Origin of the sequence: Prosthecobacter dejongeii, from assembly GCF_014203045.1 — a bacterium.
Taxonomy (GTDB): domain Bacteria; phylum Verrucomicrobiota; class Verrucomicrobiia; order Verrucomicrobiales; family Verrucomicrobiaceae; genus Prosthecobacter; species Prosthecobacter dejongeii.
This window is the reverse complement of sequence record NZ_JACHIF010000002.1, coordinates 491,921-506,122: the sequence shown is the minus strand read 5'-3', so window position 1 is coordinate 506,122 and position 14,202 is coordinate 491,921. Positions and strand designations below refer to the sequence as shown.

Here is a 14,202-nt window from a genome sequence, read left to right as displayed (position 1 = left end):
GAAGGTCACGAAGGAATCAACCCAGCAGAGGTAGGGTGCGTTTTTGCACCGCACTTTGATAAGCTGTGTCCACGATCTGCTGCCCGATCCGGCTGATCTCCAGGGTCAGCGGGCCGATGAGCGGAGAACCTGTCTCCAAGGAATGAATCAGATGCTCAATGGGGTTTCGATTGGGAGCCACAAGGGCATCCACAGGCACTTCAAAACCTTCAGGACGGGACAGGGTCTGCACTCGCAGTGTTTTCTCGTAGTCATAACAAGAAATCGTCCCGGCGGAACCTTTCAAAACAAAACCGCACTTAGGCTGGGGTTGGTAGGTCCAGGGATCTGTGAATGTGCCCCAGCGAGTCTCCGTTTTACTCAAGCCCGTGGAATAACGGATCACCGTCACACTGTGCTCATCCACCTCCAGGCCATTGGGATGGTCCCAGGTACAGGTCACCTCCAGTGGCACTCGGCTGCCTAGGTGCCAGGTGCCCAGAGTTGCACCGTAGCCCATGTAGTCGAGGAGAGAGCCCCCGCCCTGCTCCCGACTGTAAAACCAACTGGCTGCTTTTTCAGCGGCGGAAGGCTCGTGCTCTGTCTTATCCGCCCCATGATATAAAGGACCACGATTTCCGCCATGATGATGAAACTCACGCACTTCGCCGATCAGGCCTTCTTGAATCAGACGATGCGCGGTTTGCTGCCCAGCATCCCAGACTAGAGGCCAGTTCACGGCCAGAAGCTTACCCGTCGGTTTCATGGCGGCCACCATTGCATCGGCCTCGGCCAAAGAGGCCGCGAAAGGCTTTTCCATCAAGATGTGAGTGCCGAAGGGGGCCACTTTTTCCACCCATTCTCCATGCCTGGAAGCCGCTGGACAAAGGATCACGATGTCTGGCTGGGTCACTTCCAGGCACTGTCGGTAGTCCGTAAAAACCTGTTCAACATTTAGACCAAAACGATCAGCCACCCCCGCCATCCGTGTCACTTCTTCATCACAAATACCGACAATTTCGGCGGATGGATGATCGAACGTCTGCCGCAACAGGTCGCCCATGTGAAAGTGTTCAAAATTAATTCCTGCGATGCGCCAGCGTTTCATGGTTGAGTGTGAACAATCTCGGGAGGATTTGCCCAAGAGCAACCCACCACTTTTGCCCAGAACGCCGCCCCTTTTCCCCCATTAATTCACAACTTATTCACAATGGGTAAACAAGTAGCTCAAACGGTGTTTTTGAGCTCGTTCCCGCATTCACTCTCAAGCCTGGGAAATGCCCCTCAAGCAGTGCCCCCCAAGGGTGTGGAACAGGCATTTCGCCATAGAGGAACGAAACAGGATCGTCACGAAGGGGTGTTGATCCTCCACACGTTCTTTAGCTCCAGATAAAGATTCCTCATTCACTCAAATCGTTCACTATCAACACTTTATCAACTCGATGAAAGAGATCCATTAAGCTTTCCGAAGCATCAAAGCAATTGTTCCAGCCTGAGCTTGCCTGCGTGGAAAGCGGAAATGTAAACTAAAAAGTTTCTTTTGGGGCAAATTGCAAGAATGAGAACCCCTTAGTTTTTCAGGTCTAACTTTCATTACTTTTTGGTAACTTTAACTGACCCAATAGGTATCCCCGAAAAGCGGAAAAAGCCGGGTTGACAGCAGTTTCTTCACATCGCGTGTAAAGAATTCATACGACAAAAAAAAGCCAGTCCCCGAGGGGACTGGCTGCACGGCTGAATGCCTCCCAAAAAAACGTGTGGTTAGGCAAAGAGGCTTGTGATCGGTTGTCCCTTGTCAGCAATCGTGAAGGGGCGTTTACTTGGGCTATAGATTACCTGATCCAGCGGCAACCCCAAAGCATAAGCGATGGTGGCATTGAAATCGGAGATCTGGACCTTGTTCTCAGCCACCTCCCGGCCCTCTTTGTCCGTCTTGCCGTAAGTCGCCCCCCCGGCGATCCCGCCGCCGGCGAGGACGGCTGAGAAGGCTTTTGGATAATGGTCACGACCTACGTTCTGATTGATATCTGGCGTGCGGCCGAATTCGGAGGTCAGGACCACCAAGGTGTCCTTCAACAATCCGCGTGCATTTAAATCTTGAAGCAGGGTCGCGAGGCCCTTGTCCAAAGTATCACACAGCTCTGGCACACGCACAAAATTGGCCGCATGTGTATCCCAGCCGCCGAGGCTTACCTCGACAAAACGCACACCACGCTCCACCAAGCGGCGGGCCAGAAGGCAGCCCTGCCCAAAAGCTTCCTTGCCATAAGCTTTGCGCAGATCCTCAGGCTCTTCCGTGAGATCGAAGGCTTTGAGGTCTTCAGACTTCATCATGGACATAGCATTGTCATACATGTCACTGTAGGCCTTCACGTTCCGATGAGGAAAGGTGGCGCGAAAATCTTGATCCAGCTCATCTGCCAATCCCATGCGTTTCACAAAACGTTCTTCCGTGAGACCAGGCTGGAGTTTGACGTTTTTGAGGCCATTCTCAGGATTGCTCACATACAAAGGGCTGAACTGAGCTGGGAAAAAGCCCGAACCTGGATGGCGGCTGTCATTGCCAATGAAGACAAAGTTGGGCAGCGTGCTGTTGCCGCCGCCCTGGAAAACATTCAGCCAAGCCCCCATGGCCGGGTGGCGGATGGTGCCACGCAGATCATAGCTGGTGTGCATCATATAGTTCCCCTGCTCATGAGCCCCCTGGGTGGAGGTGAGACTATTGATCACGCAGGCATGATGCATCTGCTGGGCGCTCAGCGGTAGGTATTCAGAAATACGGACACCATCAGCACTGGTCTTTATCGGCTTGGTCGGCCCGGCAGTCTCCACGCCTTCTTTAGGATCCCAAGTGTCCATGTGGCTTTGCCCGCCAGACATGTAGAGATAGATCACATTCTTGGCTGTGGCTACCTGCTTGAGTTTGGAGGAATTCTCAAAAGCTCCATAGGATTTGCCATTCATGTAGCTGCCCAGCAGGCCCACGCCGAGCAGGGAGGAGGCCGTCTTAGCGGCGAAGTCACGGCGGCTGATTTCGCCGGAGCGGAGGAGTTTGTTGGCGAGTTCTTGGCGCATACAGGTGAAGCGGTGAAGGATGGTCTAACGAAGGTTATTGAATGAAAATGAATTGCTGGGTATTCAAAAGGGAAAAGACTAAGTCTTCCATCGCGGTCAGTCCCTGGTCCTGGGCTTTCATCCAGATCTCTTTTTCTTTGGCTGTAGGCTTGCGAGAAAGCACCGTCTTATAGATGGCTTCCACTTTATCATCCGGATACACAGCCTTGCTCACCGTCAGCATGAGCTGGCTGTGACGGCTGAGAATCTGCGGCATGAGCTGTCCGTTCATCATGGCCAAAGCCTGGGGCACGCTGGCCTCATGATTGGCATTTTCAATGGTCTCACGATCACTCTGGCCAAACTCACGTAGATAATGCCCCCTAGGTGCAGGGCTTTCCAATTCCGCAGAACGCACCCAGTTGCGGGTCTGCTCAGCACGAACCCGGAAGTAGTCACGCTGCTGTTTTTCAGACAGGCCATAATAAACCGCCTCTTCTTTCCAAACTTCCTCCCGCGCAGCTTGGGCCGCCTTTTCTTCATCCCGAGTCTTTCTTGGCGTATCATAACCCGGCAGGAAGATTTTGTCCTTCACATCGCCATCGGCCATGGAGGCCATCATCATGTCCATGCCCCCGGTAGCTGCCACGACTTGAGGCCCAGCCTTCCCATCTGTCTGCAAGACAGCGGGGACGACCCCGAGATCGGCTGCCAATTTTTTCATGCCCGGCAGGATCAGGTTTTGATTCACTGAAGTGCGTGTTTCACGCTGGAGTTTATTCAGTTGATCACGCAGTTTGTTAGACGTCTCTTTATCTTCCTTAGCTCGTGCTTCAGCGATCTTCATTTGCAAATCACGCACAGTCTCCGCCTGCACCTTGTACTTTTGGCCAGATTTTTCTGCACCAGCCAGCACCTCTTCAGCTGTCAGCGACTCCATGGAATCGCTGATCTTTTTAGCAGAAAGGATGCGATTGGTGAAGGCCTCCCGCAAAGGTTCATTGGGCATGTCGGGGTTGGGATTGATAAGAGTCACGAAAGAGTCCCACATCTGCTCTGCCGTCATACGACGCAGGATAGGCCCGGTGAAGTGATAGACAATCCCTGGCGCAATCTCTTCACGCGTGACTTGGCGCTGATAAGCACGGGTGTTGTAGAGCACTCGAAGGTAGGCCTTCATGTCATAGTTGAGAGTGACGATCAGTTTTTCTAGATGAGCTTGTAGTTCAGCATTCATCGGGACGGTGCTATCCATCAATTCATCTAGAGGCTCGATGAGAGCCAGACCAAACACCCGTTTCCAGAGACGGTTGGCGATCACTTTGTTAAACCGATCATTTTCTTTGGAAGCCATCCAGCGGGCATAAGCTTGGAGCTGAGTTTCTCCAGGCTTCACCTCCGCAGCGTGGCCAAACATCGTGGCGGGTTCCACACGCGATCTTGGCTTGGCATCACTGTATTGATAATCATGAGGCAGAGTCAACTTACGGTCATCCTTAAAGCTCACTGAGGTGTACCGCATGAGGTTGCGCACATCGGTGAGCGCCTCTTCCACGTAGCGGTTTTCTTTGCGGACGGCCTCCCCGGCCAGGCGTGCCTGTTTGCCGATCTGTTCGGCGTCACGCTTGGCCTTGGCACGCTCTTCGGCGGTCATTTTTTTATTCATGACGGGCATCACGAACTTGTCACGTGCCGCCTTTTCACGATCCCTTAACATCTGACGTGCACCTTCTGAGCTGCCTCCATAATAATCATTGGTCTGAACGGGATACGTAAACGCAGCCATCTGGAAAAACTGCATCTGCGTCCATTTATCAAACGGATGGTTATGGCACTGCGCGCATTCCACACGGGTGCCCAGAAAAACACGGGCAGTATTGGCCATATTATCCAGCGGCATGCCGCGATCCCGCATGTAATAACCAATGGCACCGTTGTCCCAAGACTCGCCTTGAGCAGCTACCATCTCCCTCACAAACTGATCATAAGGCTTGTTCTGGCGCAGGCTTTCTTTGATGAAATTGGAATAGGCTGCACCGGTGATAGGGCCGGCCTGGTTCCCATTGGTCTGCGTGCGCAAGACATCTGCCCAATAATTGTACGAGTGCTGAACGTAGCCTTCCGTCGCTAGCAAATGGTCAATCAATTTAGCCCGTTTGTCCGGCGCCTCGGAGTTCATGAAAGTCTCAGCCTCCCGCGTGGTAGGAATGCGGCCAGTCACATCCAGATAAATACGACGCACAAAAGTGGTATCGTCCAATTCTGGGTTGCCTTTGACATTGTGCTTCTTCCAATCTTTTTCCAAGACGGCATCAATTTCGCGAGCTGCTGAAAGAGCGTCTGGAGCAGCCTGTGCGGCTGCACTGAAAAAGAATAAACCGAGCAAAGCGTAAGGGCGCATGCGTTTCATGGAGAAACCAACGCTAAAGCCCTCCTACTTTTTCAAAAACCGTAATAAATCTTTTCGTTAGGCCGGGAATTTTTCACGCCATAAACGCAGAGCTTCCACCACCTCATGTCTGCGATTTCCAGGACTCATTTCCCAAACCAGGGGCACGCCCGCAGGCACCAAAGGTAGCAGATTGGCCAAGTCCACGCCACCCGTGCTCAAGGGTGCGCGATGGTCTTTCATCGGCCATCGCACATCATGGACATGACACCCGAGAAGCCGCGAAGCGATTTCCGACAAATATTGAGCATGATCCACCAGGGCTAGATTGGCCTGCCGCTGCACGTGACCAAAATCATGCCAAGTCCCGATCCAGGGACAGTCGGCATATTCAGCCATCAGTTTCTGCATTTCGTGCTGATTGGGAATCTGCTCGTAGTGGCTGCGGGTTTCGATACCCAGCTTTACTCCTTCCTTTTCACAAACAGGTAGTAACTCACTGAAGGCGGCCCTAATGCGATCCAGAGCACGCGCGCTTGCCTGTTCCCGCTGCGCCACCAGTTTCAACTTCAAGTCCGAGTAATCACGGGAATAGAGGTGTCCCTGGAGGGCCATCGCTTCCAGCTTCTCCGTGATGGAGCGCACACGCGCACAGCCCAAGTGCACCACCACGCGATCTGTGCCAAAACGAGTCGCCATGGCCAAAGTCTTCTTGGTCAGAGAGATCGCCCGTTCCCGTTCCCAAACCTTTTCAGAGGTGAACTCATAGGCGTCTGGCGCATCCATCAGCACCTCCACAGGTGGTGGGCAAAAATTGTGCAGGCTGCTGACCTTGATCTCTTTCGCAGCGACGGCGTCTAGCAAACCTGGAAGCAATGAAATCTTGGTCCCGTGACTAACCTCGATCCATTCGAATCCCAATTCACGAGCCTCCGCCGCAAGTGCCCGCCCTTCGGTATGGCGGTGACTATTCCAGCAAGTGGAGAGTGAAAGGATGGGGGGGATGGCTGTCACGCAGAGGAAGTTTCATCCCATGGCAAGCTCAGTCACTGAGTCAATGCAGGATTGAGATAGGGATTCTACCGTTCAAGATTTCATCTGGGCGTAATGCGTCACGCTGCGCCGAATATTTTCCTCCTCCAAAGTCAATGTCTCGAGCATTGATTGCCCAATAGTGAGGGGTAATTTGGCGGCTGCGTTTGCTTTTACCCAAGCCAAAGTGCGCACAAGATCCAGTCCGGGCTTGTCGGGAAAAGTGATCCAATAAGAGTCACGCAGGCAGGGAATATCCAAAGGGTCCCGCGTGATCATTTCCAGGTGCATCTTTAGACTCGGCCGGGCTGCGATCAGCACGTCCAACATCGCAGCCAAATCCAAACTTCCCTGCCCCAGCGGCACCTCGCTCATTTGAAATCCTTCTTGATAAGGTTTCACCGCCAGATCCTTGAGATGTACCGTGACGGCATAAGGAGCCAACGCTTCAACGACCGCCATCGGATCTTCTAAAAGGGCCAAACTATTGCCAGTGTCCACACAGGCCCCCATGTGCTCACTCGCCATCCCCTTCAGCGCAGCCACCAGTTCTGCCACTTCCCAATCCTTGTGATTTTCAATGCCAATCTGCATCTGCAACCGCCGGGCGATCGGCTCTGCCAACGCCATTGATTTAAGAGCATTCGCTTTCCACCCCTCAAAGTCCGCACGGCGGGTAAAGACTTCATATCGGCGTCCCCCCAGGGCGCTTCGCAAGATGCGAACTCCAGCCTCACGCGCTGTACGCAGTTCGCGTTCAAATCGGGTCACATCTGCCGCATGAGCGGGCAATTTCACACAGCCTTCAAGGGTCATGTCATAAGACTCACAAGTCTGCCTAACTTGTTTAGCAAAATCCAAGGTCCAGCCCTCGACTCCGATTTGCAAAGAACAGAATCCGAGCCCTCGGATGTGATCCATCACATCGAGAGCGTGCTTGAAGGGCGGGACTTTGAAGCTGGAATAACTGCCACGCCACCGATGAGAATAAGAAGCAATCGCCAAGCCCAGTCGTCGCTCACTCAAGACCGCGTGCAATGGCAGCGCAGCCGCGAACATCCCCGTGAGAAGACCGCGCCTAGTCATGCCATATCCTTGGATGCAAGGAGCGTGCCGTCAAGGCGACAGAATGATCACTCCAGCTCGGGCGGTACGTTGCCGTAGGTCCAGGGTTTGCCGAAAATAGCTTTGGGGGCCACAGGAGCTGGGGCGGGTTTCATCTCTCGGGTCAAAGCAATACCCGTCTCGGCCATTTGGCGACCTGCGGTGATCTCAAGATTGCTGTAAGCGGTGAGCCGGGTTTCATAACCTCCGCCATGAGGGCCGAAGGCTTCCTCCGTGGGGACATAACCAACGATGCCGTTAGTCAGCTCGACCGGAAAGGTGAAGGGGAAAGGGCTGCCTTTTTTGATATCCAGACCGAATTGGACGAAGTATTCTGCGGGATTGCTGACAAAGGCGGCGGGTCCCACCTGGATGACCTGCACCTCGGAATCCACCTTGGGAGTGACCTGGCAGAGGTGGTCGAGCATGACGATTTCTTTGGCAAAGATCCAGCCAGAGGTATCGCCCTTGGGCTTGCCTGCCTGCACGATTTCGAGGCTCTTTTTCACTCGATCTGGCGCAGGCTTGCGACGCGGAATGGACAGCACCTGTTGACGTGTATCCAAAACGGCCTCGGTACCGCGGGGGCTGCTGAAAAGGACCTTCAGTGCTTCAGCCCCGACACGACCACCGACGAGCTGCGCCCACTCCTCGGGCCCGGGTCGGCGCGCAGTGCTGAGGTTATCCACCTGCGTCACATCACCGCAAGCGCCCTGCATGAAAACGACTGGGGCTTTGGAACCAAGCGCTCCCTGGATGGTTTTTTCCAGGTAGTAGATCCAGTTCGCCGAGATGCCACCGGGGTTGGTCGTGGCGTGGCAGGCGTAATTGACCATGACGCCGAGAAGCTGACCCTGCATGTCCCAGGCCCCGATGACCCCCACCTGAGGATCAATAGGCCCAGCATACTCAATGATGTCGGCATTGCCGGGCCCTGGGTGGCTCCAGCTCTGGCCATTCTTCATGCGCAGACGGCGGTTAAAGGCCACCTTATCCTCATGACCAAACCCGAAGCACAACTGCGCAGGCACTCGCGCTAGAGAGGCGGCACGCACCCCTTCCACGATCTCGTTTGTTACCCGCAGGAGAAAGCCTGCATCCGCGCAGGAAGACTCTTCATAAGCCAGCTTTTTCACCAACTCCGAAGCTGTGTCATACTCTCCTGGCAGCACCATGCCCACGGGCCCGGAAGAGTGAGAATGCGAGGCCCCGATCATGATGCCATCCCCAGGAATACCCAGCTCTTTTTCGATCCTGGCCCGTGCATCCAGCACCACTTGGCGCGGCACCACCAGAGTATCTAGCCCGACCAAGGCCACCTTCTTTTTGCCATCATCAAAGAGGGCCACTCGCACTTTGCAGGCATCGTGAAACTTCAAGTGGTAGGATTTACCATAGCCGCCGGGTTGCTCCATGCCGATGCCGGGGGTGATGTCCCGTTCGGCAAAACCCGCCTGGATGCTGGAGGTGGGTGCAGGTGTCTGGGCACAGAGGGCCGAGGTGAAGAGACCAAGGATGAGGAGCAGGTTTCTCATGAGAAGAACAATACATCTTTCGTGGTGCAGCTTTGCATGACTTCGTCACCTCATTTTGACTTTTGATGATCTCTGGGGACGTTGCGACCTCCATGCCCAGTCTCGATCACGAAAAAATGCTCCGCGCCGCCGGCCACCCCCTCATCGCCGGGATTGATGAGGCTGGACGCGGCCCTTTGGCAGGTCCGGTTTCAGTGGCCGCCGTCATTTTACCGCCGGACTTTGAGCATGCTATTTTGAATGATTCCAAGAAGCTGACGGAGGCTAAACGGGAGCAGCTTTATGAGGAACTGACCACGGATCCCCGCATCCGCTGGCACTGTGAAATGATTGCCGTGGCAGACATTGACCGAATCAATATTTTACAAGCCACTTGGTTAGGCATGAGGCGCTGTGCTTTAGCGTTGGATCCTCGTCCCACGGCTGTGCTGATTGATGGCAAACCTGTGCGCGATTTCCCGCTGCCTCAGGTAGCGTTGGTGAAAGGAGATAGCCTCAGCTACTCCATCGCCGCCGCCAGCATCATTGCAAAAGTCAGCCGCGACCGTCTCATGCTGCGACTGGCCGAAACCTATCCGGGATATGGATTCGAAATCCACAAAGGCTATCCCACTCCCAGCCATCAAGCCGCCCTCAAAAAGCTAGGTCCCTGCCCAGAACATCGTCGCAGTTTTCGCCCCGTTGCCCAATTGGAACTAGCGCTCTAAAGCCTTTGCGCATCAAGTGCGATTGACCTAAGTTTGCTAAGAACACCTTGCAAACACCCCCTCATAGTTTCCACAAAATGGCAGCTCTAAGCAGTCTTGTTTTTCTTCTGGGCATCTGCCTGTCTGCTGCCCACGGACAGGAGGCTGAGTTCATCGCCCTCGGGCGAACGAGCGCACAAGAAACCATCGTCGGTCCGCTCAAACTGGCACGCAGTGGCTCTGAAGCCGTCCTGGCAGCTAGCTCGGGAGCGGAAGGCGCTTTAAAATCGGTTTATTGGTCCGCTTTGACAGGCTGGCAGCAGTTGCCATCCCCGGCCTCCATCACTTTGGACATTAGCAGTGACGGCCAGCGGATCCTCGCCTGTTCTGCATCGCGGGATGCAGCCTACATTTACAACCGAGAGGCCTCCACACTGACACCGCTCCCTCCTTTCCAGCTGGCTCTCAACGAAACTTTTTTGCGTTGGACGAAGGCCAGTTTTTATGGCGATGGAAAGGTCGCTGGAACGGTGGTATTACGTTATCACATTTCAGGACGCATATCGCAGTCCATGGAGGTCACGCACTCCTTTCGGTTAGACTTGGCCACCGGAATTTTTGAGCGACTGCCGCGTCGAACTCCATCGGGTGAAGAAATCGAATGGGAAGGATCCGTCAGCTCTGAGACAGGGCATTGGGTGACATTGACACGCTCCTCCCTCGGCATCTTTCCCCCCTTCGGTGAAGCCATCGAGCACGCTCACTATTATCTCGACTATCATGGCAAACCGAGCGGGGCCAATCTCTCGCCCCAGGTTCAATGGGCAGTCACGGCCTACACTGAAAACAATGGGTCTGTTTATACACAAGCCTGTCGCTGGGACTTTACGAAGACACCCGCACAGCGCGCGAGACTGGGGCAACCTCTTTCTGGCCGTGGTCACCAAGCCATGCCCACTGCGGTCCTGGATAATGGCACTTGTTTTGGTTCCATCCAGATGGAGACCTCCCCAGCGGAGGTTTCTAGCGAAGCCTGCATTTGGCATCCCAATGGCGCAAGAGTCAGACTCAAAGACGAATTGACGGCTCATTATCACTTCGACCTACCCGGTTGGCAGTTCAATGAAATCCACGATGCTAGTCCCGATGGAATGACTTTGACAGGCAGTGGAGTGAATTCGGATGGCCTTCGTGAATCCTGGCTCCTGCAGCTTTCCGAACCTTTGCCATCACGCCCAGCCAAGCCCACTTTATCCGCGTGGCCAAGTGGCGGTGTCAGTCAGTTGGATGGGCAAGCAATGACATTCCACTCCACTCAAATTGGCTACGAAACACAAAATCTCATTTATCTGGGAAACAGTGGGGATGCCCCTTTGGAGATCTTGGCGCTCACATTGACAGGAGACCAAGCAGCGGAGTTTAGCACCAGCTTTGCGACACCTCAAACACTGGAGGTTGCAAAGAGTGTACCACTGTTGGTGAAATTTAAGCCTCTTAGCATCGGCAGAAAAACCGCACGGCTAACCGTTCAGACCAACGATCCGCAAACACCCGTTTTTGAGGTTCTCCTGATCGGCGATGGCCCAGCACCTGTGTTGCAGTTGTCTGAAATCAAGAATGAAGTGCCTTCCCCCGTAACGACCCTCCATCTAGCCTCCATTCTTGGACGCCAGATCGAAGCTCAATTGCGATTGGAAAACTCAGGCAACCACCCGGCGACGGGCCTGAGTGCCGAGCTGTTAGAATCCACCATCCCAGGACTGGAAATATTGACGCCATTGCCAACAAGCCTGGGCATCGGTCAAACCAGCACTTTCGCGATTCGTTATGCCCCGGATGCCGCAGGTTCAGGCACAGCCTCGCTGAAGGTCACCCACGATCATCCTCAGGCCGTGCCCATCATCCTTCCTATCGCCACGGCTGCCCTTAGTGAGCCATGGCAATACGCTGTAACTCAGGCAGGAAGTGTTGCCATTCCTCACGACACAGCCCTGCCTGATTACGGCCAAGTCACCCTCCGGGCAGAACTCACTCAGACCGTCACAATTACGAATGCAGATAGCCGGAATTTGGACGGTGTTTTTGCCAGGATCGAAGGAACTAACGCCGGCGACTTCATCGCGTCTTTGGGAAACTGGACTTCATCCTCACACGCTTACCCTTTGGAAGCAGGAGCTTCCCAAAACCTCACGATCACGTTTAACCCGAAGAGTGATGGAATCAAAAATGCTCGCTTAATCTTGGATGCACCGGGCCGCTGGGCTAGTCCGCATGTCATTCATCTGACTGGTACCGGAGTCCCCGTAGGAGACCTCCAATTTGTGAGTTACCCTGCTGCTGAGATCAATACGACGACGTTAAACCAAGCCTCGTTTCGGGTTTTGGGTGAGGCACCTGTCAGTTATCGTCTTTATCGGGGTGACTATCCCACCAGCAGTTGGCAGACAGTCCATACGCAGGGCACTGTGTATCTCAATGGCGACCACCAGGGCTATGGGTATGATTACTCCATCGAGCTAAAGTCTGGCAGCACGACATTGCGAGGCCCCCTATTTCATCGAGCCAAGGTCAAGCGGCATGTCGCCTCTCTCGTCATCGTTCCTGGCACTGGCACCGCCATTCCGTGTGACGTGGATGGCTCGCTCGGCTATCTGGAATATCAGTGGCTGAAGGATGGTGTTGAAATCTCGGATGGAGACACCTTTTCAAATACCCAAGGGCAAAGATTGGGTGTGAAGGTGAAAGGCCTCACCGAAAAGGGATATTATCAATGCCGCGTGACGGTGAAGTCGCCATCTGGCACCGCCAGTGCTGTGACGGATGAAACCTTTCTAGATCTGGTCAAAGTTCCTCAGGTTATTCCTTTTTCCTTTCGACCTTCGCGAGTGCTGGAACGTCCCTCTATTGCTCTTCGCGCAACAGACCAAAACTATGCTGCCACGACCTTCACCATCACTGGGCTACCTCCGGGGCTGAAACAAACCAGTCCGGGTTCTGGTGAAATCACCGGGCAAATTTATCACGCGGCCGCTAGCAAAGGCCCCCGAGAGTATAAGGTCACCGTCACAGCGACCAATGCGGTCGGCACAGGATCGCCCTTCGAGACTGTTTGGCGGATTGAACCTTTCGATCCTGGAGTGGCAGGCACCTACCATGCTTATATCGAAAGAAGAACAGCTCATGATTCCGGGCGTGGTCTAGGGGGGCGACTGACGGTGACCGTCACCCGTAGTGGCACTTTTTCTGGGTCTTTACTCACCGCAGGCCGGAGCCGAGGCATCACAGGCCAAATCATCAGCGCACCACCGGATGATCTTCCGACGGATTTCCCTTATCCCCTACCCTATGGAATGACAACGGAGGCGACACCGCCAGTTGGGATCTCTAAACAGTTTTTAGTTTCCCCAGGCAACCCGACTGTGGTCGGTTTTGGCATTGAGGGTAACATACTGGCCGGACTCATGGTCCAATACAATGATGGCCAGGCCATCATCACGGGCCTGCGCCAGATTGCTAACCCGACTAGCTTGCTCGAAGAGGGTAAAAAAGCCCGGCATCACTTTGTACTACAAGGGAACTATCCAGGCTACCCTCTTGATTTTACAGTGCCAGGAAGCAACGGCTTTTTGGCCATGACCGTCGAGAATTCAGGAGTCGTCAAGTGGACTGGAAGGTTACCAGATAGCACGCCATTCACGGGCAGCAGTGGCGTCAGTTTGATCCGTTCAGGTGAAGAGAGTGGTTGGGCCACGACACTGCATACGCCCCTCTACAATCGCCGAGGATCCGTCCAGGGCCTCTTGGCCTTTCCGGGTGTTGATTTCACCGCTGAAACCCTTTTAGACTGGAATAAAACCTACCTGCCCTCAGACCCCACAGACCGTCTGTACAGCCAGATTGCCTTATCAACACTCACCGCCGAAGGAAGTTTGTATCCCCTCACCAAAACACTTCCCCTGCTCAACGGCCAGTTTGACTTCACTACCAAGTCCCCCAATGGCACTTTCGCTCTGGCGGCGGGAGGCATGTTAGAAAATGAAGTGGCCATTCCGATGCGGTTGGAAAAAACAGGACGCATCATCCCCACCGTAAACAAGAGTGGCCCTCTCCCCAAATTGAACCTGAGCTGGATGCCGACCACCGGTTTGTTTAATGTCAGTGGTCAATTCAGCACAGCCCCGTCAGCCCCTTCATCGCGAAACATCTTACGTCCCATTGCCGGGCAGGCATTGTGGATTCCTCACCTCAATAAAGCCGTGGGCCCTTTCACCTTGCCAGATGCCCCCAATCTGGAAACGGATCCTCCGGTCACCCCACGCAATGCACCGATCAGGACTGGTCAGCTCATCTTTGAGTCACTCCCTACACCCTGAGCGTGTTTGTATCAGAGGCACGGAGACCCCTTGGAATTTTCCCTCAATAT

Annotated in this window: 8 protein-coding genes; 2 read left to right on the top strand and 6 right to left on the bottom strand. The window is 54.2% G+C overall.

Features of this window, described 5'->3' with window-relative positions; genetic code table 11:
* Positions 1–16: 16 nt before the first annotated feature.
* From HNQ64_RS07290 to HNQ64_RS07265, 6 genes are all read right to left on the bottom strand, one after another.
* Positions 17–1,087: a Gfo/Idh/MocA family protein gene (locus HNQ64_RS07290; protein ID WP_184206984.1), complete on the bottom strand. Its 1,071-nt coding sequence runs from the start codon at positions 1,085–1,087 to the stop codon at positions 17–19.
* Between the two features lie 653 nt (positions 1,088–1,740).
* Positions 1,741–3,054, bottom strand: coding sequence for a DUF1501 domain-containing protein (locus HNQ64_RS07285; protein WP_184206983.1), 1,314 nt, complete (start codon positions 3,052–3,054; stop codon positions 1,741–1,743).
* A gap of 34 nt (positions 3,055–3,088) precedes the next feature.
* Positions 3,089–5,434: a DUF1549 domain-containing protein gene (locus HNQ64_RS07280; RefSeq protein ID WP_221305365.1), complete on the bottom strand. Its 2,346-nt coding sequence runs from the start codon at positions 5,432–5,434 to the stop codon at positions 3,089–3,091.
* A gap of 66 nt (positions 5,435–5,500) precedes the next feature.
* The gene (locus HNQ64_RS07275; RefSeq protein WP_184206981.1) at positions 5,501–6,436 is read right to left on the bottom strand and encodes a TIM barrel protein; all 936 of its coding nucleotides are present in this window, start codon (positions 6,434–6,436) and stop codon (positions 5,501–5,503) included.
* Between the two features lie 72 nt (positions 6,437–6,508).
* Positions 6,509–7,540, bottom strand: coding sequence for a sugar phosphate isomerase/epimerase family protein (locus HNQ64_RS07270; protein ID WP_184206979.1), 1,032 nt, complete (start codon positions 7,538–7,540; stop codon positions 6,509–6,511).
* A 47-nt stretch (positions 7,541–7,587) separates the two neighbouring features.
* Positions 7,588–9,093: a hypothetical protein gene (locus HNQ64_RS07265; RefSeq protein WP_221305364.1), complete on the bottom strand. Its 1,506-nt coding sequence runs from the start codon at positions 9,091–9,093 to the stop codon at positions 7,588–7,590.
* 92 nt (positions 9,094–9,185) lie between these two features.
* Here HNQ64_RS07265 and HNQ64_RS07260 point away from each other — a divergent pair, with 92 nt between their 5' ends.
* Positions 9,186–9,800: a ribonuclease HII gene (locus HNQ64_RS07260; RefSeq protein ID WP_184206977.1), complete on the top strand. Its 615-nt coding sequence runs from the start codon at positions 9,186–9,188 to the stop codon at positions 9,798–9,800.
* Positions 9,801–9,877: 77 nt separating this feature from the next.
* Positions 9,878–14,152: a choice-of-anchor D domain-containing protein gene (locus HNQ64_RS07255; RefSeq protein ID WP_184206975.1), complete on the top strand. Its 4,275-nt coding sequence runs from the start codon at positions 9,878–9,880 to the stop codon at positions 14,150–14,152.
* The last annotated feature ends 50 nt before the right edge of the window (positions 14,153–14,202 follow it).